General features: G+C 67.8%; 29 protein-coding genes. 10 read left to right on the top strand and 19 right to left on the bottom strand.

Features of this window, described 5'->3' with window-relative positions; all coding sequences use genetic code 11:
- Positions 1 to 38: 38 nt before the first annotated feature.
- From lptC to SSKA14_RS19275, 3 genes are all read right to left on the bottom strand, one after another.
- A complete protein-coding gene (gene lptC / locus SSKA14_RS19285; protein WP_008264514.1) occupies positions 39 to 614 on the bottom strand; it encodes an LPS export ABC transporter periplasmic protein LptC in 576 nt (191 codons plus the stop codon).
- Positions 611 to 1,159, bottom strand: coding sequence for an HAD hydrolase family protein (locus tag SSKA14_RS19280; protein ID WP_040008618.1), 549 nt, complete (start codon positions 1,157 to 1,159; stop codon positions 611 to 613). Before SSKA14_RS19280 ends, lptC begins: the two co-directional genes overlap by 4 nt.
- A 65-nt stretch (positions 1,160 to 1,224) precedes the next feature.
- Positions 1,225 to 2,226: a KpsF/GutQ family sugar-phosphate isomerase gene (locus SSKA14_RS19275; RefSeq protein ID WP_008265724.1), complete on the bottom strand. Its 1,002-nt coding sequence runs from the start codon at positions 2,224 to 2,226 to the stop codon at positions 1,225 to 1,227.
- A gap of 54 nt (positions 2,227 to 2,280) precedes the next feature.
- Here SSKA14_RS19275 and SSKA14_RS19270 point away from each other — a divergent pair, with 54 nt between their 5' ends.
- From SSKA14_RS19270 to SSKA14_RS19260, 3 genes are read left to right on the top strand one after another with little or no spacing between them, the layout of a single operon-like run.
- Complete coding sequence (locus tag SSKA14_RS19270; protein ID WP_006422849.1) at positions 2,281 to 2,511, top strand: BolA family protein; 231 nt, start codon at positions 2,281 to 2,283, stop codon at positions 2,509 to 2,511.
- Positions 2,512 to 2,532: 21 nt separating this feature from the next.
- A complete protein-coding gene (gene murA, locus SSKA14_RS19265; RefSeq protein WP_006422851.1) occupies positions 2,533 to 3,804 on the top strand; it encodes a UDP-N-acetylglucosamine 1-carboxyvinyltransferase in 1,272 nt (423 codons plus the stop codon).
- The gene (locus SSKA14_RS19260; RefSeq protein WP_008268212.1) at positions 3,801 to 4,127 is read left to right on the top strand and encodes a hypothetical protein; all 327 of its coding nucleotides are present in this window, start codon (positions 3,801 to 3,803) and stop codon (positions 4,125 to 4,127) included. Before murA ends, SSKA14_RS19260 begins: the two co-directional genes overlap by 4 nt.
- Positions 4,128 to 4,249: 122 nt before the next feature.
- Here the strand turns inward: SSKA14_RS19260 and SSKA14_RS19255 are convergent, their stop codons facing one another.
- The 6 genes from SSKA14_RS19255 to purM all read right to left on the bottom strand — a co-directional run bounded on the left by SSKA14_RS19255 (position 4,250) and on the right by purM (position 8,451).
- Complete coding sequence (locus tag SSKA14_RS19255; RefSeq protein WP_008266193.1) at positions 4,250 to 4,933, bottom strand: DUF3108 domain-containing protein; 684 nt, start codon at positions 4,931 to 4,933, stop codon at positions 4,250 to 4,252.
- 2 nt (positions 4,934 to 4,935) lie between these two features.
- The gene (locus SSKA14_RS19250; protein WP_008264678.1) at positions 4,936 to 5,724 is read right to left on the bottom strand and encodes a DUF3108 domain-containing protein; all 789 of its coding nucleotides are present in this window, start codon (positions 5,722 to 5,724) and stop codon (positions 4,936 to 4,938) included.
- Positions 5,725 to 5,791: 67 nt separating this feature from the next.
- Positions 5,792 to 6,445: a phosphoribosylglycinamide formyltransferase gene (purN, locus tag SSKA14_RS19245; RefSeq protein WP_008264548.1), complete on the bottom strand. Its 654-nt coding sequence runs from the start codon at positions 6,443 to 6,445 to the stop codon at positions 5,792 to 5,794.
- The gene (locus tag SSKA14_RS19240) at positions 6,442 to 6,879 is read right to left on the bottom strand and encodes a hypothetical protein (protein ID WP_157635983.1); all 438 of its coding nucleotides are present in this window, start codon (positions 6,877 to 6,879) and stop codon (positions 6,442 to 6,444) included. The genes purN and SSKA14_RS19240 overlap by 4 nt, the downstream gene beginning before the upstream one ends.
- A 7-nt stretch (positions 6,880 to 6,886) precedes the next feature.
- Positions 6,887 to 7,372 (bottom strand): hypothetical protein, encoded by a 486-nt coding sequence (locus SSKA14_RS19235; protein ID WP_040008609.1) that lies wholly within the window; start codon positions 7,370 to 7,372, stop codon positions 6,887 to 6,889.
- 20 nt (positions 7,373 to 7,392) lie between these two features.
- Entirely contained in the window at positions 7,393 to 8,451 is a 1,059-nt protein-coding gene (purM, locus tag SSKA14_RS19230; RefSeq protein ID WP_008266406.1) for a phosphoribosylformylglycinamidine cyclo-ligase, read from the bottom strand.
- A 112-nt stretch (positions 8,452 to 8,563) separates the two neighbouring features.
- Here purM and SSKA14_RS19225 point away from each other — a divergent pair, with 112 nt between their 5' ends.
- Genes SSKA14_RS19225 through hda form a run of 3 tightly spaced genes read left to right on the top strand, consistent with a single transcriptional unit; the run spans position 8,564 to position 11,564 of the window.
- The gene (locus SSKA14_RS19225) at positions 8,564 to 9,691 is read left to right on the top strand and encodes a DUF2066 domain-containing protein (protein WP_008266979.1); all 1,128 of its coding nucleotides are present in this window, start codon (positions 8,564 to 8,566) and stop codon (positions 9,689 to 9,691) included.
- Positions 9,688 to 10,857, top strand: a complete 1,170-nt coding sequence (locus tag SSKA14_RS19220; protein WP_006423004.1) for an AI-2E family transporter — start codon at positions 9,688 to 9,690, stop codon at positions 10,855 to 10,857. The genes SSKA14_RS19225 and SSKA14_RS19220 overlap by 4 nt, the downstream gene beginning before the upstream one ends.
- Complete coding sequence (hda, locus tag SSKA14_RS19215) at positions 10,857 to 11,564, top strand: DnaA regulatory inactivator Hda (protein ID WP_008265618.1); 708 nt, start codon at positions 10,857 to 10,859, stop codon at positions 11,562 to 11,564. Before SSKA14_RS19220 ends, hda begins: the two co-directional genes overlap by 1 nt.
- 500 nt (positions 11,565 to 12,064) lie before the next feature.
- Here hda and murU read toward each other — a convergent pair whose 3' ends face one another.
- From murU to SSKA14_RS19195, 4 genes are all read right to left on the bottom strand, one after another.
- Complete coding sequence (gene murU / locus SSKA14_RS19210; RefSeq protein ID WP_008264858.1) at positions 12,065 to 12,775, bottom strand: N-acetylmuramate alpha-1-phosphate uridylyltransferase MurU; 711 nt, start codon at positions 12,773 to 12,775, stop codon at positions 12,065 to 12,067.
- Positions 12,772 to 13,797 carry a phosphotransferase gene (locus tag SSKA14_RS19205; RefSeq protein WP_008268289.1) on the bottom strand — a complete coding sequence of 342 codons (1,026 nt, stop codon included), beginning with the start codon at positions 13,795 to 13,797 and terminating at the stop codon, positions 12,772 to 12,774. Before SSKA14_RS19205 ends, murU begins: the two co-directional genes overlap by 4 nt.
- A 63-nt stretch (positions 13,798 to 13,860) precedes the next feature.
- A complete protein-coding gene (locus tag SSKA14_RS19200; RefSeq protein WP_040008601.1) occupies positions 13,861 to 14,130 on the bottom strand; it encodes a GlsB/YeaQ/YmgE family stress response membrane protein in 270 nt (89 codons plus the stop codon).
- 68 nt (positions 14,131 to 14,198) lie between these two features.
- Positions 14,199 to 15,692: a M20 family metallopeptidase gene (locus SSKA14_RS19195; RefSeq protein ID WP_040008599.1), complete on the bottom strand. Its 1,494-nt coding sequence runs from the start codon at positions 15,690 to 15,692 to the stop codon at positions 14,199 to 14,201.
- A gap of 129 nt (positions 15,693 to 15,821) precedes the next feature.
- On the opposite strand from SSKA14_RS19195, the gene SSKA14_RS19190 reads away from it, so the two are divergent.
- The 4 genes from SSKA14_RS19190 (at position 15,822) to SSKA14_RS19175 (ending at position 19,046) form a co-directional block, all read left to right on the top strand.
- The gene (locus tag SSKA14_RS19190; RefSeq protein WP_050413390.1) at positions 15,822 to 16,220 is read left to right on the top strand and encodes a ComEA family DNA-binding protein; all 399 of its coding nucleotides are present in this window, start codon (positions 15,822 to 15,824) and stop codon (positions 16,218 to 16,220) included.
- Between the two features lie 351 nt (positions 16,221 to 16,571).
- The gene (locus SSKA14_RS19185; RefSeq protein ID WP_040008597.1) at positions 16,572 to 17,657 is read left to right on the top strand and encodes a L,D-transpeptidase; all 1,086 of its coding nucleotides are present in this window, start codon (positions 16,572 to 16,574) and stop codon (positions 17,655 to 17,657) included.
- Between the two features lie 17 nt (positions 17,658 to 17,674).
- Complete coding sequence (locus SSKA14_RS19180; protein ID WP_008265772.1) at positions 17,675 to 18,400, top strand: murein L,D-transpeptidase catalytic domain family protein; 726 nt, start codon at positions 17,675 to 17,677, stop codon at positions 18,398 to 18,400.
- A gap of 34 nt (positions 18,401 to 18,434) precedes the next feature.
- A complete protein-coding gene (locus SSKA14_RS19175) occupies positions 18,435 to 19,046 on the top strand; it encodes a HutD family protein (RefSeq protein WP_008266394.1) in 612 nt (203 codons plus the stop codon).
- 152 nt (positions 19,047 to 19,198) lie between these two features.
- Here SSKA14_RS19175 and SSKA14_RS19170 read toward each other — a convergent pair whose 3' ends face one another.
- The 6 genes from SSKA14_RS19170 to SSKA14_RS19145 form a co-directional block, all read right to left on the bottom strand.
- On the bottom strand, positions 19,199 to 20,803 hold the full coding sequence (locus SSKA14_RS19170; RefSeq protein ID WP_008266581.1) for a sulfite reductase subunit alpha: 1,605 nt from the start codon (positions 20,801 to 20,803) through the stop codon (positions 19,199 to 19,201).
- On the bottom strand, positions 20,800 to 21,771 hold the full coding sequence (locus SSKA14_RS19165; protein WP_008266525.1) for an FAD:protein FMN transferase: 972 nt from the start codon (positions 21,769 to 21,771) through the stop codon (positions 20,800 to 20,802). The genes SSKA14_RS19170 and SSKA14_RS19165 overlap by 4 nt, the downstream gene beginning before the upstream one ends.
- 52 nt (positions 21,772 to 21,823) lie before the next feature.
- Positions 21,824 to 22,627: a DUF4198 domain-containing protein gene (locus tag SSKA14_RS19160; RefSeq protein ID WP_008266296.1), complete on the bottom strand. Its 804-nt coding sequence runs from the start codon at positions 22,625 to 22,627 to the stop codon at positions 21,824 to 21,826.
- Between the two features lie 75 nt (positions 22,628 to 22,702).
- Positions 22,703 to 23,221 (bottom strand): DUF2271 domain-containing protein, encoded by a 519-nt coding sequence (locus tag SSKA14_RS19155; protein WP_008268596.1) that lies wholly within the window; start codon positions 23,219 to 23,221, stop codon positions 22,703 to 22,705.
- A gap of 27 nt (positions 23,222 to 23,248) precedes the next feature.
- Positions 23,249 to 23,887 (bottom strand): PepSY-associated TM helix domain-containing protein, encoded by a 639-nt coding sequence (locus SSKA14_RS19150; RefSeq protein ID WP_008266800.1) that lies wholly within the window; start codon positions 23,885 to 23,887, stop codon positions 23,249 to 23,251.
- A gap of 272 nt (positions 23,888 to 24,159) precedes the next feature.
- The gene (locus tag SSKA14_RS19145; protein ID WP_040008594.1) at positions 24,160 to 26,580 is read right to left on the bottom strand and encodes a TonB-dependent receptor; all 2,421 of its coding nucleotides are present in this window, start codon (positions 26,578 to 26,580) and stop codon (positions 24,160 to 24,162) included.
- Between the last annotated feature and the right edge of the window lie 43 nt (positions 26,581 to 26,623).

The following is a 26,623-nucleotide window of genomic DNA, read 5'->3' as shown; positions in this document are numbered from 1 at the left end:
TTGCGCCTGTCCGGGGACGTCGCAGGCTGGCGGCGGGATCAGTGTCGGGGCGTGTAGCGGCCCTTGGACTGGCTGAGGAAATGATACGTGTTGTTCTTCGAATCCACCTCGAAGCCGACGCCGGACTGTTCCATTCCGGGCCGGGTCATGGTCACCAGCGCATCGGTGCGGGCACGGCTTTCCTTCGGAAACACGTCCAGGTGGTCGGTGCGGAAGGTGGTGGGCGGCACGCCCGGGCCGGCGGGACTGTCGCCTGCGACGTTGCCACGCAGCTTCATTTCGTCGCCCTTGGCGCTGAGCCAGCCGGTCTCCGAACGCAGCGTCCAGTGCTTGCCGTCCTTGTCGGGCATTTCGAACAGCGGAGTCGCGATGCTGATGGTCTGGTCACCGCGCTGACGCTCCAGCAGCGGTGCGCGCAGGGTGGTCGATTCCTTGCCCTGTTCGTCCAGGGCCACGATCGTGAAGTCGTGCAGGATGTAGTCCACGCCAATCTCGTTGCCGCCGTTGGCCGGTCCCTTTTCACGGTTGCGCAGCGCGGCCCAGCTGCTGAGCAGCGCGGCCAGCAGCAGGCCGATGCCGAGTACGGTGCGCCAGTTCAGGGTCGGCCGGTTCATGCGCCGAACCTCGCAAGGACCGCATCCACATGGCCCTGGGCGGCCAGCAGGACATCGCACAGCTCACGCGCGGCGCCACGCCCGCCGTCGGTGCGGGTCTGCCAGTGCACGCGCTCGGCGATCCACGGGTGCGCGTTGGCAGGTGCCACGGCCAGGCCCACCGCGCCCAGCGGCGCCAGGTCCGGCAGGTCGTCGCCCATGAAGGCCACCTGTTTCAGGCCGATGCCGTGCTGCGCGCACAGCGCCTGCACGCTGGCAAGCTTGTCACCTACGGCGATCTGGGTGTCGATGCCGAGATCAGCGCCACGCCGTAGCGCGGACTGGCTGTTGCGCGCAGTGATCAGCACGGGATGGATGCCGTGCTGCTGCAGCAGTTTCAGGCCCAGGCCATCCTGCACGAAGTACGCCTTGCTCTCATTGCCATCCTTGTCGTAGTACAGCCGACCGTCGGTGAGGGTGCCGTCCACGTCGAAGCACGCCAGACGGACGCGGGCCGCAGCGGCATGCAGGTGGGCGGGGAAGGCGGGCAGGGGGGACCAGGGCATCAGGGCGACAGGCTCGGTGTGGGCGGATGGACGATACAGACTGAATGGGGTCTACGGACTGTCGGTTAAACCACCCGCGCCCGCAACAGGTCATGAATGTTCAGGGCACCCACCGCGCGTCCCTGGCCGTCGACCACGATCAGGCCGGTGATCTTGTGGGTCTCCATCAACCGCGCGGCTTCGACGGCAAGCTGGTCGGCGCCGATGGTACGTGGGTTGCGGGTCATCACATCGGCGATCTTCGCGGTACGCACGTCCAGCGCGCTGTCCAGCGCGCGGCGCAGGTCACCGTCGGTGAACAGGCCGATCAGGACGCCATCGGCATCGACCACGGCGGTCATGCCAAGCCGTTTGCGGCTCATTTCCATCAGCGCTTCGCTCAGGCTGGCGCCGGCCTCGACCCGGGGCAGGTCGTCGCCGGTGTGCATGACATCGGTGATGTGCAGCAGCAGGCGGCGGCCGAGGCTGCCGGCCGGGTGTGAACGGGCGAAATCATCGGCGGTGAAACCGCGTGCATCGAGCAGGGCCACGGCCAGCGCATCGCCCATCGCCAGTGACGCGGTGGTGCTGGAGGTCGGGGCCAGGTCCAGCGGGCAGGCTTCGGCCGGCACGCTGACATCCAGATGAATGTCGGCGGCGGAGGCCAGGCTGGACTGCGGGCGCCCGGTCATGGAAATCAGCAGGTTGCCCTGGCGCTTGAGCACCGGCAGCAGCATCAGGACTTCGTCCGACTCGCCCGAATAGGACAGGGCCAGCACCACGTCGTCCTCGGTGATCATGCCCAGGTCGCCATGGCCCGCCTCGCCCGGGTGCACGTAGAACGCCGGGGTGCCGGTCGATGCCAGGGTGGCGGCGATCTTGCGGGCAATGTGGCCGGACTTGCCCATGCCGGTGGCAACCACCCGCCCGCGGCTGGACAGGATCGCCTGGCAGGCCTGCTGGAAGGCCTCGCCGAGGCGGGCAGCGACCGCATTCAGGGCCTGCTGCTCGATGTCGAAGACACGGCGGCCGCTGGCGACCAGGCTGGCCGGGTCGACGGAACGGGGGGGCAGGAGAGGCTCGGCCATGCGGACGCCACGCAGCGGAAGTAGAATGAGCGCTCATTTTATTAGGAAAGCCCGTTGGACGCCGACACCATCCGCAATCTGATCGAAACCGGCCTGCCCGGCGCCCGCGCCGACGTGCGTGGCGACGATGGCGTGCATTTCGAAGCGACCGTGGTCTGCGAGGCCTTTGCCGGCAGGATGCCGCTGGCCCGCCACCGGATGGTCTATGCCACCCTGGGCGACCTGATGGGCGGTGCGATCCACGCACTGGCGCTGAAAACCGTGACCCCGGCCGAAGCCGGCTGAACCGCAGAAGATCCCGAATACATGGCCAAGATCGTTGTGACCGGCGGCGCTGCGCTGCACGGTGAAGTGAGCATCTCCGGCGCCAAGAACGCCGTCCTCCCCATTCTCTGCGCGACCCTGCTGGCCGATGCGCCGGTGGAGATCACCAACGTGCCGCACCTGCACGACGTGGTCACCACGGTGAAGCTGCTGGGCGAGCTGGGCGCCAAGGTCACCATCGACCAGGGCACGCTGTCGCGCGGCAGCGCGATCGTGGTCGACCCGCGTCCGGTCAACCAGCACGTTGCGCCGTACGAGCTGGTCAAGACCATGCGCGCCTCGATCCTGGTGCTGGGCCCGCTGTTGGCCCGCTTCGGCGCGGCCGAAGTGTCGCTGCCCGGCGGCTGCGCGATCGGTTCGCGCCCGGTCGACCAGCACATCAAGGGCCTGCAGGCGCTGGGTGCCGAGATCGTGGTCGAGAACGGCTTCATCAAGGCCTCGGCCAAGCGCCTGAAAGGCGGTCATTTCACCTTCGACATGGTCAGCGTCACCGGCACCGAGAACGTGCTGATGGGCGCGGTGCTGGCCGAAGGCACCACCATCCTCGACAACTGCGCGATGGAACCGGAAGTGACCGATCTGGCGCACTGCCTGATCGCGCTGGGCGCGAAGATCGAAGGCCTGGGCACCGCGCGCCTGGTCATCGAAGGCGTCGAGCGCCTGTCCGGGGGCCGCCACGAAGTGCTGCCCGACCGCATCGAGACCGGCACCTTCCTGGTGGCCGCGGCGATGACCGGTGGCAAGGTCACCGTGAACCGCGCGCGCCCGAACACCATGGACGCCGTGCTGTCCAAGCTGGTCGAGGCCGGTGCGAAGATCGAGACCACCGATGACAGCATCACCCTGGACATGCAGGGCAAGCGGCCGAAGGCGGTCAACCTGACCACCGCGCCGTACCCGGCGTTCCCGACCGACATGCAGGCGCAGTTCATGGCGCTCAACTGCGTGGCCGACGGCGTCGGTGTGATCAATGAAACGATCTTCGAGAACCGTTTCATGCACGTCAACGAACTGCTGCGGCTGGGCGCGGACATCCAGGTCGAAGGCCACACGGCCATTGCCCGTGGCCACGAACGCCTGAGCGGTGCACCGGTGATGGCCACCGACCTGCGCGCGTCGGCGTCGTTGATCCTGGCCGGCCTGATGGCTGACGGTGACACCACCATCGACCGCATCTACCACCTTGATCGTGGCTACGAGAACATCGAAGAGAAGCTGTCTTCGCTCGGTGCCACCATCCGGCGCGTGCCATGATCCTGCGCGGCAAGTTCAGCCCGCGTCGCAAGGCGCTGCTGGCGCTGGTGCTGATCGTGCTGGCGTGGCTGGGCTACGCCTGGTACGCCAACATCGCCATCACCCAGGGCATCGAGCAGAAGGACATGGACTGGAACGGCGATGGCACCGTCTCGCGTGACGAGATCATCGAGTCGTTCTATGCGGTTGCGGTGAACGACAGCCAGGACGGCAACCGCCATTGCCGCACCTTCGTCTGGCGCAGCACGGGCGAGCAGATCCGCGTGGACTGCCGCACCGAGTTCACGCCAGCGGAAGCGAAGCCGGCCGAACAGAAGAAGTAAGAAGACGCCCGCGAAAGCGGGCGTTTTCCTTTCGGTAGTGCCGGCCGCTGGCCGGCAACCCCATGAACCTCGTGGAGCATCGCGAGAATGCCGGCCAGCGGCCGGCACTACCGGTTCGCGCGTCAGTTCATCGCCTTGATGGTCAGGTCCAGCGCGTCGCGGTCGTTCTCACGCTGCAGCATGCGCGCCGGCACCGGGAACTCAGGCACGATCCACGCGATCAGTTCCTTGTTGCCGTCGGCACGCGAGACCTTGGTGGCTTCATAGCTCTTGCCACCCACAGTGATCGACTCCTTGCCGATCACGCGGTAGGTCATGTTCTTGATGCGCCCTTCGTCAACCATGCGATAGGTCAGCGGCTTGCCGGCGGCCAGGTCGCGGGCGATCGCCAGGTTGATCAGCAGTGCATCCATGTCACCGGTCTTCAGCGCGATCGGGCCGGCGCGGTCCGGCTTGATGTCGCCGGTCCAGGTGGCCTGGTTGCTGGTCCAGTTGTAGTTGGCCTGCACGTTGCGCTTCTTCACCAGCAGCGCCGAACGATCCTGGCTGCTGAGCGGGCGCAGCTGGCCGCGCACTTCCTCGAACACGGTGCTCTGGCTCAGGTCGGCCAGCTGGTTCTTCACCTGCAGCGTGTAGCGCCACTTGTTGGCTCCCTCGTTGCTCAGGGTCATGCTGCCATTGGCCTGCATGCCCATGTAGCTGGCCAGGTAATCGGCCTTGAACGGCTGCAGGGCCATGGCCGGCAGGCTGGCCACCGACAGCGCGGCTGCAGCGATCCAGGTGAGGGGGCGGGTCAGGGTGCTCATGGTCAGACTCCTTGGTATTCGATCAGGCGGAGGTCGACGCGGTCTTCGCCGTCTTCGCGTTGCAGGATGCGCACCGGGGTGGGGACACCGTTGGCGATCCAGAGGATGGTTTCATTGTTGCCGCCGTTGGTCCGGTAGACCCGCAGCGCGTTGTAGGACAGGTCGCCGACTTCGACGTTCTCGGTCTGCTGCGCGGCCTGGTAGTCATGCTGGCGGACCTTGCCCATGTCCACGTAGCGGTAGTGCATGGTGGCACCCGGGCGCGCATCGCGCATGATCGCCAGGTTGATCAGCAGCGCGCTCTGGTCGCCCGGCTGCAGCGGGATCGGCTGCGCACGCTCCTTCTTCACGTCACCGGTCCACTGCGCGGTGCCGGCCTGCCAGTTGTAGGTGCCCACGGCCTTCTTGCCGAGGAACAGGCCCTTGCGCACGGTGCTCTGGCTCAGCGGTGCGTAGATGCCGCCGCGTTCCTCGAACACCGTGCTCTGCTCGATGTTCAGGCCGAGCACGCTGGCAAAGCCGCGGCGGCCGACCACCTGCATGTCGACCCGCCACTGGCTGCCGCCCGTATGGGTGACCTGCATGCTGGCGTCGCCCGCTTCCTTGCCCTTGTAGAACGCCTGGTAGGTGGCGCTGAACGGCTGCAGCGGCGGCGGTTCCCACGCCAGCGCAGGCAACACCGGCGCCGGGGCGGGCGAGGCGGCAGGCGCTTGCGCCTGGCCCCAGCCTGCAACGGGCAATACAGCCAGCGACAGCAGCAGCGAAGTGGACAGCAGGGTCGTGGTCTTCATGAAGGACAGGGACCGCAGGGAGGGGCAGGATGCCAGCCCCGCAGTCAGCGGGGCGTGTGCACGGGCGTTACCGGTTCAGGTTCCCGGCGGAATCTAGGGCCAACGGGCTAAACAGGGGGTGACCGTCCAGCTGGGGCCGTCCTTCCCGTTCAGTCAGGCGGCCGGCGCACAGCAGCTGCAGGGTGGCGATCAGCAACGGGTGCTCCACCGCCAGCACGCGCTCGGCCAGCGCCTGCGCATCGTCGCCGGGCCCCACCGGCACCCGTACCTGCGCCAGCACCGCCCCGGCATCCAGTTCCGGCACCACCAGGTGAACGCTGGCACCGTGTTCGGCGTCACCGGCTGCCAAGGCCCGCGCATGGGTGTCCAATCCCTTGTGCAGCGGCAGCAGCGAAGGGTGGATGTTGACCAGGCGGCCCTCGAAGCGCTGCACGAAAGCAGCCCCCAGGATGCGCATGTAGCCGGCACAGACGATCCAGTCCGGTGCGGACGCCTGCACGGCATCGCCCAGCGCCTGCTCATAGGCGGCGCGGTCGCTGAACTCCTTCGGCGCGTGTGCCCAGCGCAGGCCCGGTGCCACCCGCTGCAGCGCTGCGGCACCTGGACGGTCGGAGAACACGCCGACCACGTCGGCCGGCAGGCAGCCGTCGCCGATCGCGTCGAGGATGGCCTGCAGATTGCTGCCACGGCCGGAGGCCAGTACCGCAATACGAGCGGTCATGCGACCACCGCGCCGCCCGGTTCGGCGAAGCTGGCGGCAACATCCGCGCGCAGCAGCACGATCAGGGCGTATACGCCCAGCGCGATGCCCAGCGCGCCGCCCAGGCAGGCGGCACCGGCCGCCACCAGGCACAACGTGCGCTGGCGGCGCTGCCCCAGCCGGTTCGCGGCGATCAGGCTGAGCGTGCCCAGTGCGCCGATGGCCAGTGCCGCGACGGCCAGGATCACCGCCAGCAGCACCGGCGACATGCCCGCGGTGGGGTTCTGGCTTTCACTGATGTAGCCGCCCAGTGCGGCCATCAGCAGGACGACGGACAGCGCCAGCTGGATGCCGCCGTAGACGCAGAACAGGATCCTGAGCGTGTGCAGGTGGCCACCGATCTGGAGCGCGCTCCAGCCAGGCGGCACATTCAACGGGGGCGGGACGGAAGCCATGGAAATCTCAGCTGCGGGAAGGAACGCTGGCTTCGAAGGCCGCCTTCACCTGCGGACGCAGCAGGATGATCAGGCTGAACACCCCCAGCACCGTGCCGAGCGGCGCGAACAGGCAGGCCAGGCCGGCCACGATCAGGCACAGCAGGTAGCGGCGGCGGCCGGCCAGGCAGCGGCCGGCATAGGCGACGAACGCGCCGAGCGTCACGCCACCGAACACGATGACGCAGCCGATGATGGTGAACATCCAGCCGAACAGTCGCTGCTCGGCCGGCGACGTGGGCTGGCCGCCGGAGTTCATCGGCAGGTGGCCGGTCAGTGCGCTGATGCCCAGCACGATGTGGAGGATGAAGATCAGCGAGAACAGCGCGATCAGGCCACCAACCACGTAGTGCGCGATGGACAGCATGCGCAGGTGGTCGGCATCCTGCGCGCTGAACACCGGCGCCGTCGCCAGAGGCGGCGGGGCGGGTGACACGGGGGGCGTTGCGTCCATGCGGGCTCCTGGGTGTGCGATCAGCCGATGTGGACGCGCTCGGCGCCTTCGGTGGTGACCACCTGGCCGATGGTCCAGTGCTCCAGGCCCTGCGCCTTGACCGCGTCGGACACGGAAGCGAGCTGGTCCGGTGCAACGATCAGCACGAAGCCGATGCCGCAGTTGAAGGTGCGCCACATCTCGCTGTCGGCCACCGCGCCTTCCTTCTGCAGCCACTGGAACACCGGCGGGAGGGTCCAGGACGACGCCTGGATGTCCAGGCCGAGGCCTTCGGGCACCACGCGGATGATGTTCTCGGTCAGGCCGCCACCGGTGATGTGGGCCATGCCGTGGATGGCCTCGCCGTGCGACTTCAGCAGCGACAGGATCGGCTTGACGTACAGGCGGGTCGGCGCCATCAGCGCATCGACCAGCTTCACGCCGCCTTCCAGCTCCAGATCGGCCGGCTGGCCGGCGCGGTCGTAGATGCGGCGCACCAACGAATAGCCGTTGGAGTGCGGGCCGGACGAAGCGATGCCGATCAGCACGTCACCGGCGGCGACGCTGGCGCCATCCTTCAGTTCGCTCTTCTCGACCGCGGCGACGGTGAACCCGGCCAGGTCGTACTCGCCCGGGGCATACATGTCGGGCATTTCAGCGGTTTCTCCGCCGATCAGCGCGCAGCCGGCCTCGGTGCAGCCGTTGGCGATGCCGCCCACGACCGCCGCGGCGGTGTCGATGTCCAGCTTGCCGGTGGCGAAATAGTCCAGGAAGAACAGCGGCTCGGCGCCCTGCACCAGCACGTCGTTCACGCACATGGCGACCAGGTCGATGCCGATCGTATCGTGGCGGTTCAGCTGGTGGGCCAGCTTCAGCTTGGTGCCCACGCCATCGGTGCCCGACACCAGCACCGGCTCGCGGTACTTGTTGGACAGGTCGAACAGGGCGCCGAAGCCGCCCAGGCCGCCCATCACTTCCGGGCGGAAGCTGCGCTTGACCAGGGGCTTGATCCGCTCGACCAGCTCGTTGCCGGCGTCGATGTCGACACCCGCGTCACGGTAGGTGAGGGGGGAGGGGGCGGAAGACGGGGTGTTGGTCACGGGCGTCGGCGCTGGCAGGGGTTGAACGGGCGATTTTAACAGGCCGCATTGGCGCAAAGTCCGTATTCGGGCAACAATTCCCCCCGGATACGTCGAGCCAATGGATGTCCTGATGCGCCGCAGCCTGATTCTGACCCTGCTCATTGCACTGAGCCTGCCGGTGGCCACGATGGCCCAGAGCGGCCTGCGCACCGAGGGTGATGTCGCCACCGCCACTGGCGCGTACGAGGCCGAAGTGCCCGTCAACAGCCAGGCCGAAGCCGATCGCAACGGCGCCCTGGCCCGCGCGCTGAGCGTGGTTCTGGGCAAGTTGTCCGGCGATCGAAGCGTGATGTCCCGCCCCGGGGTGGTGCAGGCACTGCGCAATGCCAAGGATTACGTGGCCAGCTACGACTACAAGCAGGACCAGAGCGTGAGCGCCAGCGGCGCCCCCAGCTTCCGTACCCTGCTGGTGGCGCGCTTCCGCGAGGATGATGTGGACTCGCTGGTCTCGGCGCTGGGCCTGCCGCTGTGGCCGCAGCCGCGACCGAAGCCGGTGCTGTGGCTGGCGGTCGATGACGGCAGCGGCCCGCGCCTGGTCAGCGTGCAGCAGGCCAATGCCGCCCGCCCGCTGCTGAACCGCGCCATCGAGCGTGGCTACAAGCTGGGCCTGCCCAGCGGGGGCGCTGCCGAACAGGCGCTGGCCGGGGCCATCTGGCGCCAGGACAGTGCCGCCGTGGCCCGCGCCTCCTCGCGCTATTCGCCGCCGATGCAGCTGATCGGCAAGCTGTACCGTGCCAATGGCGGCTGGCAGGCGGACTGGGTGTTCGTCGACAACGGCCGCGAACTGAACAAGTGGACCAGCAAGGACGCCAACGCCATGCGCGCGATGGCCGCCGGCGCCGACGGTGCCGCCGATGCGCTGGTCAAGCGCTACGCCAAGGCCGGCGTGGCGGTCGGCCAGGCCGGGACCTACCGCGTTGTAGTGACCGGCATCAACAGCGCCGACGACTACCTGCGCCTGGCCGCCGGCCTGCGCGAGGTGCCGGTGGTACGCAACGTCACCCCGCTGCACGCCTCGGCAAGCCAGCTGGAGCTGAGCCTGGAGATGACCACCGGCCTGGCCGGCTTCAACCGCATGCTGGGCGACAACGGCGTGCTGGTGCCGAGCGCGCCGCTGCCGGCCCTGCCGACCCCGATCGATGACACCACCGGGACTCCGGTCGCCGCGCCGGTCAGCAACGAGTACCGCCTGCGATGACCCTGACCCCTGAAGCGGAAATCGCGCAGTTCCTGCGCCGCCTGAAGTACATCCTGTTCGCCGGCCTGGTCGGCTGGGTGGTGTGGCTGCTGGCGCCGATCCTGACCCCGTTCGTGCTGGCGCTGGCGCTGGCCTGGCTGGGCGACCCGCTGGTCGACCGCATCGAGGCCACCGGCCGCTCGCGCATGACCGGCGTAGTGCTGGTGTTCGCGGCGATGGTGCTGGTGATCGTGGCGTTGCTGCTGGTGCTGGTGCCGATGATCGAGCGCCAGATCACCACCCTGATCGCGGTCGCGCCGCAGGCACAGGCGTGGCTGATGGAGAAGGGGATTCCCTGGTTCGAGCAGAAGACCGGCCTGGAAGTGATGCAGTGGCTGGATCCGGACCGCCTGATCGAATGGGTGCGCAGCCACTGGCAGCAGGCCGGCGGCTTCGCCACCACCTTCATGGGCTACGTCTCGCGCTCGGGTTTCGCGATGGTGACCTGGGTGGTCAACATCCTGCTGCTGCCGATCCTGGCGTTCTACTTCCTGCGCGACTGGGACAAGCTGGTCGAGCGGGTGGCGTCGGTGATCCCGCGCAACCACATCGGCACCATCAGCGCGCTGGCGCGTGAGTCCAACGAGGTGCTGGGTGCGTTCATCCGCGGCCAGTTCCTGGTGATGCTGGCGCTGGGCGTCATCTACGCCGGTGGCCTGTCGCTGGTCGGCCTCAAGCTGGGCCTGCTGATCGGCCTGATTGCCGGGCTGATCAGCTTCATTCCGTACCTGGGCGCGACCACCGGCATCCTGATGGCGGTGGTGGCCGCGCTGGTGCAGGCACAGGGCTTCGACCTGAAGCTGCTGATCCTGGTCGGCGTGGTGTTCACCGTCGGCCAGCTGCTGGAAAGCTACGTGCTGACCCCGCGCATCGTTGGCGACAAGATCGGCCTGCACCCGGTGGCGGTGATCTTCGCGGTGATGGCCGGTGGCCAGCTGTTCGGCTTCCTCGGCATGCTGCTGGCACTGCCGGTGGCGGCGGTGACCAACGTGCTGCTGCGTTATGCCCACCAGCGCTACCGCCAGAGCGAGCTGTACGTGGGTGAGAAGCCGGCGATCGTGCTTGATGGCGTGGTCGACCAGCCTCATATCATTCTTCCGGATGACAAGGGCCCCGACCTGAAGTGATGGGTGTGCCGCAACTGCCGCTGGCCCTGCATTACCCGCGGGACCAGCGCCTGGAGACCTTCATCGGCGCGCCGGATGGCGCGCTGGCGCAGCTGCGTGCGATCGCGGTCGGCGCCAGCCACGATTGGGTCTACCTGGAAGGCGCGGCGGGTACGGGCAAGACCCATCAGGCGCTGGCGATGTGTTCCAGTGCCGAGCAGGCCGGCCGCCTGCCGACCTACGTGCCGCTGGCCAGCGCTGCGGGCCGCGTGCGCGCGGCGCTGGATGGGCTGGAGTCGCGCGAGCTGGTGGCGCTGGACGGTCTGGACGAAGTGGCCGGCAGTCGCGAGGACGAGATCGCGCTGTTCGATTTCCACAACCGCGCGCGCGCTGCCGGTGTGACCGTGCTGTACACGGCGCAGAAGGCGCCGGGCGAACTGGGCCTGCTGCTGCCGGACCTGCGTTCGCGTCTGGGCCAGTGCGTGCGCGTGCTGCTGCAGCCACTGGACGAGGAAGGCCGCGCGGCGGTGCTGCGCGAGCGCGCGCTGCGCCGGGGCCTGGCGATTGATGAAGCGGCCATCGAGTGGCTGCTGTCGCACACCGGGCGCGAGCTGGGTGGGCTGATCACGCTGCTGGATTGGCTGGACCGCGAGTCGCTGGCGGCGAAGCGGCGGATCACCGTGCCGTTCCTGCGCCAGGTGCTGGAAGAAGGCCGGCCGCGCTACTGAGGTTGGGGTTTGCTTTGCAGGGCTGCCGCCCTGCACCCGCGGTAGTGCCGGCCGCTGGCCGGCAACTTCAACAGCGACGTCAAAAGCTGGCTTCCTGAGGGGAGGCGGGGCGCTGTGGGCTTGCGGGGACGCCGTAAACCCATCCATGGGGGCTTGGTCGCCGCATCCATGCGGCTCACACCCCGCAAGCCCACAGCGCCCCGCCTTCGACAGGTTCACGCGGCTGTTGGTGGGTGTCGACCTTGGTCGACACATGCGAGCGAGCGCAGCGACGCGACCCGCTTTTGCTTTTCTTTTTCTTTTCCGTGGCTGGAAGACCACGGAAACTGTCAGGGGCCGGGCGGGGTGGGGGCGCGGGGGTGTCCGCGGCATGGATGCCGCGGCCAAGCCCCCAGGGACGGGTTCACGGCGTCCCCCGCGAACCTACCCCGCCCGGCCAAGCACGGCTTTGCAGTCGAGCAAGCTCGACGCTACCAATCATGCGACCAGCCACGAGGGGCTCAGCCGTTCGCCGCCAACTCAACATCCAGCGCACGCAGCCGATCCACCGTCCCGACATCGGTCCAGCGCCCGCGATGGTGCTGTCCCGTCATCAGTCCCTGCGCCATGAAATGCTTCTGCAGCGGCACCACCGAGAACTTCGGCGGCAGCCGCTCGCTGCCCGGCGCATCACCGATCACCGCGCGCCAGTCGGCCACGATCGAAGGGCGGTATACACCGATACCGGCATAGGTCAGGCACGGTCCTGCGCGGTCGTGGTGCAGCACGCCCTGCGCGTCCAGCCGATAGTCACCGTGCGGGTGCTGTGCCGGATTGTCGACCAACACCAGGTGCGCCTGGCCCTGCGGCTCGCGGGGCAACGCGGCGAAATCGAAATCGGTCCAGATGTCGCCGTTCACCACCAGGAACGGCGCATCACCCAAGACCGGCAGTGCGTTGAGGATGCCGCCGCCGGTTTCCAGCGGGGTCTGTCCTTCGTACATGAAATGCAGTCGCAGGCCCCACTGGCTGCCATCACCCAGCGCTGCCGGAAACTGCTCGGCCAGCCATGAAGTGTTGACCACCACCTCGCGCACCCCGAGTGCGGCCAGGCGCTCAAGATGCCAGACGATCAACGGCTTGCCGGCCACGTCCAGCAGTGGTTTGGGCGTATGCAGAGTCAGCGGGCGCATGCGCTCGCCGAGCCCGGCGGCAAAGATCAGCGCCTTCATCGGGCTACGCGCATCGGTGCGGCCAGCTCGGCCAGCGCCGGCTTGATGCGGTCTTCCAGCAGCTGCTGCAGCGGCGCCAGCTCGCGGTAGCGTGGCAGCACTTCATCCAGGTAACCGACAAAGCGCGGTGCGTCGTCCAGGTAGTGGCCCTTGTTGTCGCGGTAGCGCAGGCGGCAGAACAGGCCGAGGATCTTCACGTGACGCTGGATGCCCATCCAGTCGGCATCGCGCAGGAAGGTGGCGCGGTCGGGCACCGGCAGGCCGGCAGTACGTGCGCGCTCGTGATACTGCGCCAGCCATTCGTCCACGCGCTGCAACGGCCAGCTCAGGAACGCATCCTTGAACAGGCTCACCGCGTCGTAGGCGATCGGACCACGCACCAGGTCCTGGAAATCCAGCACGGCCGGGCCGTTGTCGACTGGCATCAGGTTGCGTGGCATGTAGTCACGGTGGGTCATCAGCTGGGCCTGGCCGAGCGCGTTGTCCATCAGCCGGCGGTGCACCAGCTGCAGGCCTTCGATCTCAGCGCAGTCCAGTTCCAGGCGCAGGTGACGCTGCAGGAACCACTCGTCGAACAGGCCGGCATCCCGCTGCAGCAGCGCTTCGCCGAACTGGCCGAAGTCGGCCGGCACCGGGATCGCCTGCAGGCGCAGCAGCTGTTCGATCGAGCGGCCGAACCACTCATCGGCATTGCGCTCGTCGAGGATCTTCGCCAGGGTCGGGCCGCCGAGGTCTTCCAGCAGCAGGAAACCGGCGTCCAGGTCCTGCGCCAGCAGGGCAGGCACGCGCAGGCCGTGCTCGTGCAGCAGGCCGCGCATGCGCAGCCACGGTCGCGGATCTTCCAGCCCCGGCGGCGCGTCCATCACGATGTGGCTGCCGCGGGTGCTGGTGGTGCGCCAATAGCTGCGCATGCCGGCATCGACCGAGGCGCGTTCGACCACGGCGTTGGCATCATCCAGCTGCGTGCGGGCCCACTGCAGGCGCTGCGCGCTGCGCTGGGGATCAGAGGCGGGTTCGGTCATGCAGGCATATCCGGGCGCGCCGGGCGCGCCAACGTCGGGAACTGAAGGAAAGGGGAATCAGCGTCAGCGACGACCGCTGAACAGGCGCAGGATCGCCAGCACCACGATCGCGCCGAGCACGGCGCCGAGGAAGCCGGCCGGTTCACCGGTGGCGTACCAGCCCATGTACTGGCCGAACCAGCCCGCCAGCAGCGCGCCGAGAATGCCCAGCACAATGGTCAGCAGGCAGCCCATGCGGTTGTTGCCGGGCATGAAGAAGCGCCCAAGCAGGCCGACGAAGAAGCCGACCAGGATGATGTAGAGCCAGCTGCTGCTGCCGAACAGACCATTCATGTGCATGCGTTCCGCTAAGGGTGGACGCAGCCTAGCAAGGCCAGGCTGCGTCCGTCACGGGCGCCGGATCAGCAGCAGCCGTGGTCGCCGTGGCGGGTGCCGCTGTCGGCGGCCACCGGCGAACCGCTGGTCTCGCCGCGCAGGCTGGCGGCGTAGTGCTCGCTGATCACCTTGGACACGCAGGCGGTGACCTTCTTGCCCATCGGAATGTGCAGGAACTCGTTCGGGCCATGCGCATTGGAGTGCGGGCCGAGCACGCCGGTGATCATGAACTGGGCACCCGGGAATTTCTCGCCCAGCATGCCCATGAACGGGATCGAGCCGCCTTCGCCCATGTACATCGCAGGCTTGCCGAAGAAGGCCTGGCTGGCGTCGTCGATGGCCTGGGTCAGCCACGGTGCCATGGCCGGAGCGTTCCAGCCGGTGGAGGCCTTTTCCAGGTCCAGGGTGACATGGGCGCCATTCGGCGGATCGCGCAGCAGCGCTTCCTTCAGCAGTTCGCCGCAGGTCTTGCCATCGGCGGTCGGCGGCAGGCGCAGCGACAGCTTCACCGAGGTCTGCGGGCGCAGCACGTTGCCGGCCGATTCCAGCGCCGGCATGCCGCCCACGCCGGTGACCGACAGCGCCGGGCGCCAGGTGCGGTTGAGCACCAGCTCGGTCAGGTCTTCGTTCATCGGGCGCAGGCCATCGACCATCGGGAACTTCTCGAAGATCTCGGTATCGACCACTTCGGCGGCGCGCTTGGCCTGGGCCTGGCGCTCGGCCGGGATTTCCACGTTCATGCCGTCGATCAGGATGCGGCCGGTGTCCTGGTCCTCGATGCGCGACAGGATCTGGCGCAGCAGGCGGAAGCTGGACGGGATCACGCCGGAGGCATCGCCGGAATGCACGCCTTCGTTGAGCACCTTCACGGTGAAGTTGCCGCCGGTCAGGCCGCGCAGCGAGGTGGTGCACCACAGCTGGTCGTAGTTGGCGCAGCCCGAATCCAGGCAGACCACCAGCGACGGCTTGCCGATGCGGTCGGCCAGGTGGTCGACGTAGGCCGGCAGGTCGTAGCTGCCCGATTCTTCACAGGCTTCGATCAGCACCACGCAGCGGGCGTGCGGCAGGCCCTGGGCCTGCAGCGCCAGCACGGCGGCCAGCGAGCCGAAGATGGCGTAGCCGTCGTCGGCGCCGCCGCGGCCGTACAGCTTGTCGCCGCGCAGGACCGGGGTCCACGGGCCGAGGTCGTCGTCCCAGCCGGTCATTTCCGGCTGCTTGTCCAGGTGGCCGTAGAGCAGGATGGTGTCGTCGCCGGTTTCGCCGCCGGTGGCCGGAATTTCCAGGAAGATCAGCGGGGTACGGCCTTCCAGGCGCACCACCTCGACCTTCAGGCCGGGCAGCTGCTGTGCCTTGGCCCAGTTCTCCATCAGGGTGACCGCCTGTTCCATGTAGCCGTTCTGCACCCAATTGGCGTCGAACATCGGCGACTTGTTGGGAATGCGGATGTAGTCGACCAATTGCGGGACGATCTCGCTGTCCCACTTGTCATTGACGAATTGGCCGAGCTTGGCGCTGTCCATCTGAAACTCCGGTTGCATGGGCTGTGATCCGGCCATTCTACGCCTGTGCTGGGGGTAGGGTTTTTCCTACATCACGTCGGGTATTTGGCTGGCTTACGGAAATGCGGGAAACCGATAGGCTGTGCACATGTGGTGACGGACACTGTTTCGACCGACGGGAATGCCGGTCGGGGCAGCCAGAACCACAAGGAGATACACGTCGTGCCTTGGTTTGTCGTGTTGAGGGCACTGGTGCTGATGATGGGGATCGCGGGGGCACATGCCGCCGAACTGATCGACATCAACCGCGCCGATGCACAGGCGCTGCAGCAGGGATTGACGATGGTCGGAGCCGCCAAGGCCGAGGCGATCGTCGAGCACCGGCGCAGACACGGCCCGTTTCACCGCGTCGAGGACCTGACGCAGGTGAAGGGGATAGGGACAGCAATCGTCGAACGGAATCGGCAGCGGATCACCGTAGGCAACAGGTTGTTGCCAGCGGATCCGGTACCCGGATCGGTACCGGTGCGGACCGTACCCAGGCGCTGACAGCAGGAATCGTCGGAACCGGCAGGAGGCTGGTTCACCGGACACGGACAGGATGGCCGTGACCACCGACCGCCGCAGGACGCGGCACCAATCACCAGGATGGTGGCATCACAGACCTGTGGAAGGGGCTGAGATACAAGCAGGACAGACGCGGCCGCGTGCAGGATGCAACGCTACCCCCACAGCGCAGGATGCGAGGGGGCGGCAGCAGGCCGACAAGGACGTAACGATTGCCCGGTACGACACATGGCTGTGTCGCCGGGCAGTTTCATTTCCGGCGCCCGGTTTTGCCGCGGCCACCACGGGCCGATGGTGTACGGTGGCCGCTCCGCATGGAAAGGACACCGCTGGATGCTTCCGCGCCGCCCCACGACCCTGATGCTCGCCCTTGCGCTGGCCCTGCCGCTGCTGGCCCACGCCGCTGCGCCGACGCCGGCGGCCAAACCGACTGCTGCTGCCGCCAGCACCGCAGACGTGCGCGGGCCGACCGACCTCAAGCCGGGCGAATTCCTGTGGCATCCGGAAATCTCGCCGACTGGCCCGATCGTGCTGGTGGTCAGCCTGGATGAGCAGCGGGCCTACGTGTACCGCAACGGCATCGCCATCGGCCTGACCACGATCAGTTCGGGCAAGGCCGGGCACGAGACACCGACCGGCGTGTTCACCATCCTGCAGAAGGACAAGGACCACAGGTCCAACCTCTACAACAGCGCGCCAATGCCCTACATGCAGCGGCTGACCTGGGATGGCATCGCCCTGCATGGCGGCAGCCTGCCCGGCCACCCGGCTTCGCACGGCTGCGTGCGCCTGCCGCAGGCCTTCGCGCAGAAGCTGTTCAGCGAAACCCAGCGCGGCGATACCGTGGTGGTGGCCGATGCCAAGAGCTCGCCGATGACGCTGGCGTATCCCTCGGTGCTGGCGCCGGTCAACGCACGTGGCCAGGCCCTGCCGGAGACCGAGGGCGGGGCGGCGGCGCAGGCCTGGTGGAACGACAGCGCGGCACCGGCCGGGCAGGTCGGCATCCTGGTCAGCCTGCATGACCAGCGCCTGTACGTGCTGCGCGATGGCGTGATGATCGGCGAGTCGCCGTTGAAGGCCGACGCCCTGCCGGCGTTCCAGGGCACCACCCTGTTCGTGATGGGGCAGGGCTACAGCGATACCCCCAGCCCGCTGGATGTGAACCAGCGCCTGCACCAGTGGACGGCCTATCCGCTGCTGGGCCAGGACCGCGCCCAGGCCACCCCGGACCTGTTGGCCACGCCTTCGCTGCCGATGGCGCTGCCGGCCGATTTCGCCCGCCAGCTGTACCAGGTGCTGGTGCCGGGCACGACCCTGCTGGTCACCTCGCTGCCAGCGGTCCGCCCAAGCCCGGCTGAATCCGGAATGCAGCCGGTCTTGGAATCCGAGCCGCCAGGGTCCACCCTGAAGGGTAATTGAGCCTCCCCGTTGTGCCCATGACTGCATCCCGCCTGTGCCGGCTGGCCGCGTTCGGCCTGCTGGCGACCTCCGCCAGCGCCCCGGCGCTGGCACAGACGCCCGCCCTTGCCACCAGTGCCGATGATCTGGCTGCCTTGCTGTCGCGCAGTGCGCCCAAGGCCGACCGCCATGTGTTGCAGCTGGCGGCGCACGCCATGCGGTGTGCGTTGCAGCGGCCCGAGCTGGGCATCAATGGTGATCGCCTCAGCGTGATCGACTACTCGCGGCCGTCCACCGAGCCGCGCCTGTGGGTGTTCGACCTCGCTCACCAGCGGCTGCTGTTCGAAGAATGGGTGGCGCACGGACGCAACAGTGGCGACAACCGCACCGAGCATTTCTCCAACCGCGACGGCAGTTTCATGTCCAGCCTCGGCGCGTTCACCGCGCAGGAGACCTACATGGGCGGCAACGGCTATTCGCTGCGCCTGGCCGGGTTGGAGCCGGGCTTCAACGACCGTGCGCGCGAACGCGCGATCGTCATCCACGGTGCGCCCTACGTGAACCCGGCCACCGCGCAGCTGCAGGGACGGCTCGGCCGCAGCCTGGGCTGCCCGGCGGTGCGCCTGTCGGTGGCCAAGCCGCTGATCGACGCGTTGCGTGGGGGCACGATGGTGTTCGCCTACTACCCCGACCAGGACTGGCTGAAGCATTCGCAGCTGCTGGGCGGCGAGTGTGGTGGCCAGGGCACGCTCGCCACGCGGTGATGCACGACGGCGCGCGGCGTGATGCAATGCGCCGATGAACATCGACTCCCTGCTGCACACTCCGAGCCAGGTGATTTCCAGCCTGGACTATCGTCGCGAACGCTGGCGGAATGGACTTGGCTGGACCCGCGAGATCCTGCGACTGCCGGCACAAGGTGATGACTGGGCGCTGCGCCTGTCGGTGGCCGAGATCGAGCAGGATGCCGCGTTCTCCGCCTTCCCCGGCGTGGAGCGCGAGCTGGTGCTGTTGCAGGGTAATGGCGTGCGGCTGCGCTTTGCCGATGGCCGCGTGGCCGAAGTGCTGCCACCGCATGGCCGCGTGCGGTTTGCCGGTGAGGAGGCGTTGCATGGCGAACTGGTCGATGGCACTACCCACGACTTCAACCTGATGTGGAAGCGCGATCTGCTGCAGGCCGAGCTGTTGCACCGGCCGCTGGTGGGGTCGATGTTCTTCTTCTGCGAACCGGGCGTGGCCTGGGCGCTGCACCTGCTGGCCGGTCAGGCGGAGTTTGGCGCTGACAGCGGCTTGCCGCCGTTGCAGGCCGGAGATACGGCGTGGTTGTCAGCCGGTGAGCGGCAGCGGCATGCGGTGCAGGGCGGCGGCGAACTGCTGGCGATACGGGTGAGTGCGGCGATGATGGAATGACCGGGTAGAGCCACACCATGCGAGGACGCGGCCGCCGAGACCGCGTCATGGTGCGAACCAAGGTTCGCACCCACCAGAATGCGGTTCGCACCCACCAGAATGCGGTTCGCACCCACCAGAAGGCGGTTCGCACCCACCAGGGTGCGGCGGCCTCAATACACGTCGCGCCGGTAACGACCGGCCAGCAACAGCGCTTCCTTGCCCGCAACACCCAGTACCTGCTCGATCACCGCATCCACCGCCGGCGCCATGCCCTGCAGGCTGCCGCAGACCAGGATTGTCGCGCCGTCATCGATCCACTGGCGAAGTGCTGCCGCTTCGGCCAGCAACCGGTCCTGTACATAGCGGAGCGTGCCGCCGTCACGGCTGAACACCGTATCCAGGCGCGCCAGCGTGCCGTCGGCCTGCATCGCCCGAAGCTCTTCCCTGAAGTGGAAGTCGTGCGCGGCGGTGCGCTCGCCGAACAACAGCCAGGTGTGGCGCGCGCCACTGCGTGCGCGTTGGTGCAGATGCGCGCGCAGGCCGGCGATGCCGGTGCCGTTGCCGATCAGCAGCAGCGGCACATCGGCGGCGACGCCATGGAAATTGTCGTTGCGGCGCAGACGCAGCTGCACGGGTTCGCCGATGGCCGCGTGATCGCACAGCCAGCCGCTGCCGATGCCGGGTGTGCCATTGGCGCGCAGCTGGCGACGCAACAATAGTTCCACCGCGCCATCGGCCATGACCGAGGCAATCGAGTACTCGCGATGCGGCAGCGGCTGCAGGGTTGCCAGCAACGCAGACAGATCCCCGGTAGGGACCAGTGAGGGCAGGTGCGAGCGCTCGACGCGGGCCAGCAGCGTCTGTCCGTCTTCCAGCACGGTGTCCGCAGCGAAGCCCTGTGCATCCAGCCACGCGCGCGCGCTGTGGCGAGCGTGCTGCGGACCGATCTCGGCGATGTCGCCGGCCTGCCACTGCACAGCAGCGCCAGCGGGTGGCTGCAGGCGCAGCCAGTACACCGGGCCACCGGGGCTGCCTGGATTCAGATGCTCGCGCTGCAGCAGCGTCCACGGCTGATACTCGGCCGGGCTCCAGTCGGGCAGTTCATTCGCGCCCCCGCCAAGTTGTCCCAGCAACTGCTGCCAATGACGCAGCGCCGCCGGATCGGCGTTGTCGACCTCGATCGCATCGAACAGTGGATGCGCGCCGTGCTGGCGCAGCCACTGGTCCAGTTGATGGCCGAATCCACAGAAGTGACCATAGCTGCGATCGCCCAGCGCGAGCACGCCGTAGTGCAGGTGCTGCATCGGCGGTGGCGTGGTCATTACCCCGCGCAGGAACGGCAACGCGTGGTCGGGCGGGTCGCCCTCACCGGTGGTGCTGGCGATGAACAACGCGCGCTGGCTGGCCGTCAGCAGTGCTGCGTCCACCTCATGCAGTCCGCGCACACGCACCGGCACGCCGGCACCCCGCAGGGCCTCGGCACTGCGTTCGGCCAGTTCTCGGGCGAAACCGGTCTGGCTGGCCCAGACCAGCAGGATCGGCGCGGTATCGCCCGATGGGGCGTCGTCGCGCGGGCGTCCACGCCACCACAACGCAGTGCAGGCCAGTGCGTACAGCGCCGTGGCGATCAGCGCGATCTGCGATTGCCGTATCGGGGGGGCGCCTTGCCACCAGGCTTCGCCCAGGTGCAGGCGCAGCAGCGCCCACCCGACCAGCGCCAGCAGAAGCAGGACCAGAGCGTTGCCGAACCACGCGCGCGACGGTCGTGCGCTCATGCATCCTGCTCGTCGAGCAGGCGCTGGAAGGCGCTGCTGAGGAATTCGCGCGGGCCTTCTGCTGCGCGTTGCAGGTAGCGTGCGGCCAGTCCTTCGCGTTCGGCCAGTGCCATGCCGCGCTCGCGGCCGAGCACGGTCAGTGCGGTGGCCCAGGCATCGGCGTGCATCGCGTCGTCGGCGACCACGGTCACCGCCGCTGCAACCTGGCGCACCGGCATGCCGGTACGCGGGTCGAGGCTGTGGCTGTAGGCCTGGCCATCGGCCTGGTACTGGTGCCAGCGATCACCCGAAGTGGCCACCGCAAGCCCGTCCAGCGCGAGCACGCGTGGCGGGGTCTCGGTGTGCGCGTCTTCTTCCGGCGCTGATTCCACCAGCACGCGCCATGGCTGGCCGTCGGGCTTGCGGCCATAACCCGCCAGCTCGCCGCCGACTTCAATCAGCGCCGCAGCGATGCCTTGTGCGCGCAGCCAAGCGGCGACGTGATCGACGCCGAAGCCCTTGGCGATCGCAGAGAGATCCAGTTCCAGCCGGCCCGGTTGCAGCAGCGCATCATCCTGCCACTGCAGGCGCTGCCAGCCGCATCGGTCGCGCGTGGCCTGCAGGGTGTTGGCATCGGGGTGTCGGCGTTCACCGGCATGCGCACCGAAACCCCACAGTGCAACCAACGGGCCGAGGGTGGGGTCGAAGGCGCCGTCGCTCGCGGCGGCGATGGCCTGTGCGCAGGCCAGCACCTGGCGCGTCTCGGCCGGCAGCGTGCACCACTGGCCGGCTTCGGCACAGTTGAAGCGGCTGAGGTCCGAGCCGGCCTCCCACGTGCTCATCTGCGCGACCACCTCATCCAGGCGTGCCTGGATGCCGGCGTGCAGCGGATGCAGGTCGCGCTGGCGCGACGCGACCAGCGACACACTCCAGGTGGTGCCCATGGTGGCGCCACCGAGGCGGGCGATATCGAGCGGGGTATCGGTCATGGTGGTGCGCAGGCGCGATGCCGGGGCTGGCCCGGCATCGCGATCTGCATCATTACTGCGGCAGTACTTCCAGCGTGGCGACGTAGCTCAGGCGGCGCTTGGCGGCCTGCTTCACCGAGGTCTTGGCATCTTCGGTGCCGGTTTCCAGCCAGTACATGCCAGCTTCCGGCCAGGTCACCTTGATCTCGCCCTTGGCGTCGCTGGTCAGCTTCAGCTCGTCCTGCGCATTGCGGTAGCGGGTGGCGCCACGCACGATCTCGAACTCCAGGCCGGCGGTCGGCTTGCCATCGACCAGAACGCGGAAGGTGGCTTCCTCACCGGCGAACAGGTCGTTCGGGTGGCCGACGGCAACCAGTTCGATGCCGCGGTTGGTCGGCTTCAGTGCGGTGTCATTCGGCGCACCGTTGGTGACGAAGGTTTCCACGCGGCCGATCGACTGGCTCACTTCCAGATTCTTCGCGTCCTTCGGCAGTTCACCGAAGGTGGCCACGCTGCCGCGCCAGCGCTTGCGCTCGCCGTTCTGCTCATAGGTGGCGAACAGGCCGTCATTGACCGAGGCGATGCGATAGGTGCCCGGCTGCTTCAGTTCGAGGTCGAACACGCTGCGGTACTTGCCGGTGGACGCGTTCTGCGGCTGTACGGTGCTGCCATCCGGGGCGGTGATCACCAGCGATTCCAGGCGCAGCGGCACGTGGTTGAAGTAGAACAGGTCGTTGGAGACTGCGCCGTCGACGGTGATCCACGGTGCGTTGCCGGCGATCACGGTCTGCGAGGGCAGCAGCCAGGCCTTGTGGGCCAGGGCGGAGAAGGGAAGGGCAGCGGCCAGGGCGGCGGCGAGGACGAGCGTGCGCTTCATGCGGAAGACTCCAGTGGATGCGGGGTGGTGCGACAAGGGCGAGGGGATTACGACTTAATCCCCTCCGTCCCCTTTTCAGGGTTTGACGGCGAGGGTGACCTGGCCCAGTTCGGTGGCGCCCTGCGCCTTGCCGCTCTGCGCGGCGGTGGCCGGCCAGGTGAAGGGGATCTTCAGCAGTTCACGGCCGCCGACTTCACGCACCGCTTCGACCACCAGGGTGTAGTTGCCCGGGGCGAGCTGCTTCAGCGCCGGCTGCTTGTCGGTGAACGACAGCGCGTGCTTGCCGGCCGGGCGGGTCGGGCCGGTCACGCCGTCCACCGGCACCTGCAGGGTGCGGCCGCTCTTGCGCCACCACTGGCGCAGGTCGGGCAGCCACTTGGTGCCATGGCCTTCGCTGTTGCTGGTCTGCTGGTACCAGACCGACAGGTTGGCCGCGACCTTCTGGTCGGCGCCTTCCAGCCACACCGCCACATACGGGCGGTGGTACTCGGCCACGTTGAGCTTGGGTACTTCGACGTTGATGTCGAGGGTAGCGGCGTAGGCCGGCGAGGTGGCCAGCAGGCCGCTAAGGGCGATGGTCAGGGTGACGCGCATGGAGCGGCTCCGGGAACGAGGGAAAAGTCAGTGGATCAGCAGCAGGGCGATCAGCAGCGGGATCATCAGGCCCAGGCCGACCAGCGGCCAGGTCATGCGCCGCTGCCGCGCATGCAGGTGCAGCAGGAACAGGCCGGTGATGCAGAACACCAGGCAGGCCACGGCGAACAGGTCCAGGAACCAGCCCCACGCCGGGCCCGCGTTGCGGCCCTTGTGCAGGTCGTTGAGGTAGGACACCACGCCGCGCGAGGTTGATTCGTACTCCACCGCGCCCGTTTCGCGATCGATGCTCAGCCAGGCGTCGCCACCGGGACGCGGCAGCGACAGGTAGATCTCCTCGGCCGACCACTCGGCCGGGCGTCCGCCAATGGCGATGCCCAGCTGGGCGTCCAGCCATTGCCGGGCCGGGCGTGGAATCGGCGCGTTGCCGTCCTCGCGCGTGCCCAGCTGGCCGAGCAGCTCGGCCGGCAGTTCCAGGTGCTGGTTCTGCACCTGGGGCTTGGCCTCGATCTTCGCCGCGTGGTTGAGGGTCAGGCCGGTCACCGCGAACAGCAGCATGCCGATCAGGCACACGGCCGAGCTGATCCAGTGCCACTGGTGCAGCGTACGCAGCCAGAAGCCACGGCTCTGTTGCTGCTGCACGGTGGAAGAAGCAGGGCGGCTCACGGCACGGTTCGGGGCGGATGGGGACTGCTCATTACATCATTGATGAGAATAGCTCGCAATTGCGTGTCGTTCTGTATCCCTGGACGGGTAGTGCCGGCCGCTGGCCGGCGGCCGGCACCGTCGCTGATCAGTAGATCCACGCCATGCGTGGATGAAGCGGTGCCGACCAAGGTCGGCGCCCACCAGAGCAGGGCAATGCCGGCCAGCGGCCGGCACTACCGCTGTCCAGTAGATCCACGCCATGCGTGGATGAAGCGCCTGCCCCGCAGAGGTCAGAACTTCGCGTTGAGCGAGATCCAGTAGCTGCGGCGCTGGTCCTTGGTCGCGTAGTCGTCCACGCAGTTGAACTCGCTCTGGCTGATCAGCAGGCACGACTGCGAGACGAAGTCCTTGTCGAACAGGTTGTTGACCCGTGCGTTCAGCGTCAGCCACGGCGTGGCCTGCCAGCTGCCACCGAGGTGGAAGATGGTGTAGTCCTCGTAGTAGCGGGTTTGGCTGACGCCATTGGCGTCGAGCAGGGTGTCGCGGTAGCGGTCGTAGCGGCCTTCGCCGATCAGCGACAGGCTGATGGCCTCGTTGATCTGCCAGTTGAGGCTGGCGTTGGCCATGTGCTTTGCCGGTGTGGTGCCTGCGATCGGGCGTCCCTTGTCGGGGCCGCTGGTCTGCTCGCTCTTGGTCCAGGTGTAGTTGCCGCGCAGCTGCAGGGTGTCGAGCAGGTCGACGTGGGCGGCAAGCTCGGCGCCACGGGTCTCGGCCTTGTCGATGTTCACGCTCTGGGTGAACGCGCTGTAGCCCAGTGACGCCCAGCCCGGGCCGATGTCCACGCAGTAGCCGCTGCCGGCCGGTGCGACTTCGCAGTTCGGGAAAGTGCCGCCGCTGGCGATCTTGTCTTCGAACGTGTTGATGAAGCCGGTGACGTTGAAGCCCCAGCGCTGGCCTTCGTAATACGCGGCCAGCTCGTAGTTGGTGCTGGTTTCCGGCTTCAGGTTGGGCGAGCCCACCAGCGGCAGCACGCCCTGGCCACCAAAACCGGTGATGCCGGGGAACAGCTGGTCCGGACGCGGGGTCTTGTAGCCGGTGCTGACGCCACCCTTGAAGGTCCACGCATCGCTGGCATTCCACACCAGGTAACCACGAGGGCTGACATGGCTGCCGAACACGTTGTGGTCGTCGTAGCGCAGGCCGAAGGTGGCGGTCAGGGTGTCAGTCAGCGCCCAGTTGTCCTCGGCGAACAGCGCCCACATGCGGTGCTTCTGCCTGGTGTTGCTGCGGTAGCCGGCACCATCCATGCCGAACACGCCGTCGATCATGTCGGTGTCGTTGTACTGGCCACCCACGGTCAGCTTGTGCGCACCGAAGTCGAGGTCGAGCATCGTGTCGAGCACGTAGCCTTCCAGTTCCATGGTGCGCAGCGGGCGCGGCAGGAACGCCTGCAGGCGTGCCATTTCGCTCGGGTTGAGGGCGGTCAGCGCATTGCCACGGCCGGCCGCGCAGTTGTTGGCGGCGCCGGTGCGGCGGCAGACGTCATTCCACAGCGTCTGCAGGTTGGCGCGTTCGTCCAGGGTCAGCGGCAGCGAGCGGCCCAGGTTGCTGCTCTTGCTGTGGGTCAGCGAGGTCTGCCAGGTGCCGAAGCTGTAACGGCCCTGGTGGGTCAGCGACAGCTGGTCGCGCTCGTAGCGCTGGTAGGCGGTGTAGCCCACGCGCGGCTGTACCACGCGGCGGGTGACCGTGCCGCTGCCATTCGGGTTGGGAATGACCGCGTTGCCGACGCGCCACAGGCTGGCCAGGCTGTCCAGGGTGCCGGTCTGGCCTTCGCTGTTGTCGTACTTCTGCCGCGAGACGTCGTAGTCCAGCCACAGCTCGTGGTCATCGTTGACACGGAAGTCCAGGCGAACGCCGGTGTTCCAGTTGGTGTTGGCCACCGACTTGCCACCGCCACCGAAGCCGATGCTGCGCTCCCACAGCGTGCCATCGGGCAGGGTCAGCGCCTCCCATTCCGGATTGGAGGCCTTGGCGTCGTAGTAGCTGCCGCGTACCGCCAGGCTGAGGCGATCCTTCAGCAGCGGGCCGCTGAGGTACAGGTCGGTGGTGCGTGCATCGCCGAACTGGTCGTCCTGCTGCACGGTGAAGCCCTGGGTGATGGCGCCGTGCCAGCTGTCCTGGTTGCGGCGGGTGATGATGTTGATGACGCCGCCCATCGCATCCGAGCCGTACAGCGTGGACATCGGGCCGCGCACCACTTCAATGCGCTCGATGGCATCCAGCGGCGGCAGGTAGGCGAACTGGCCACCGCCGAAGTTGTTCGGGTACAGCTGGCCGACGTTGCTCTGGCGGCGGCCATCGATCAGTACCAGGGTGTACTCGGAAGGCAGGCCGCGCATCGAGATGGTGGCGCGGCCGTTCTTGTCGGTGGCCTCCAGGCCGACGTCGATGCCTTCGACGTCGCGCAATGCATCGACCAGGCTGGTGTAGGGGCGCTTGCTCAGTTCCTCGCGGCTGACCACGCTGATGCTGGCCGGTGCATCGATCACCTTCTGTTCGAAGCCGGAGGCGGTGACCACCACCTTGTCCAGCGTCTGCGGGGCGCCGGAGGCGTCACCGTGGGCGAAGGCAGGGGCGGACAGGGCCACCAGCACGGCGCTGGTCAGCAGGGGGCGGGACAGGGACGAACGGACACGATGGCACTGGGCCATGGCAGTTACCTCGAAGGATGCAGGGTGGTGCACTGCCAGGCGC

The organism is Stenotrophomonas sp. SKA14 (assembly GCF_000158575.1).
GTDB classification, from domain to species: Bacteria; Pseudomonadota; Gammaproteobacteria; order Xanthomonadales; family Xanthomonadaceae; genus Stenotrophomonas; species Stenotrophomonas forensis.
Note: the sequence above shows the minus strand (reverse complement) of the source record. Positions and strands in the feature narration are given on the sequence as shown.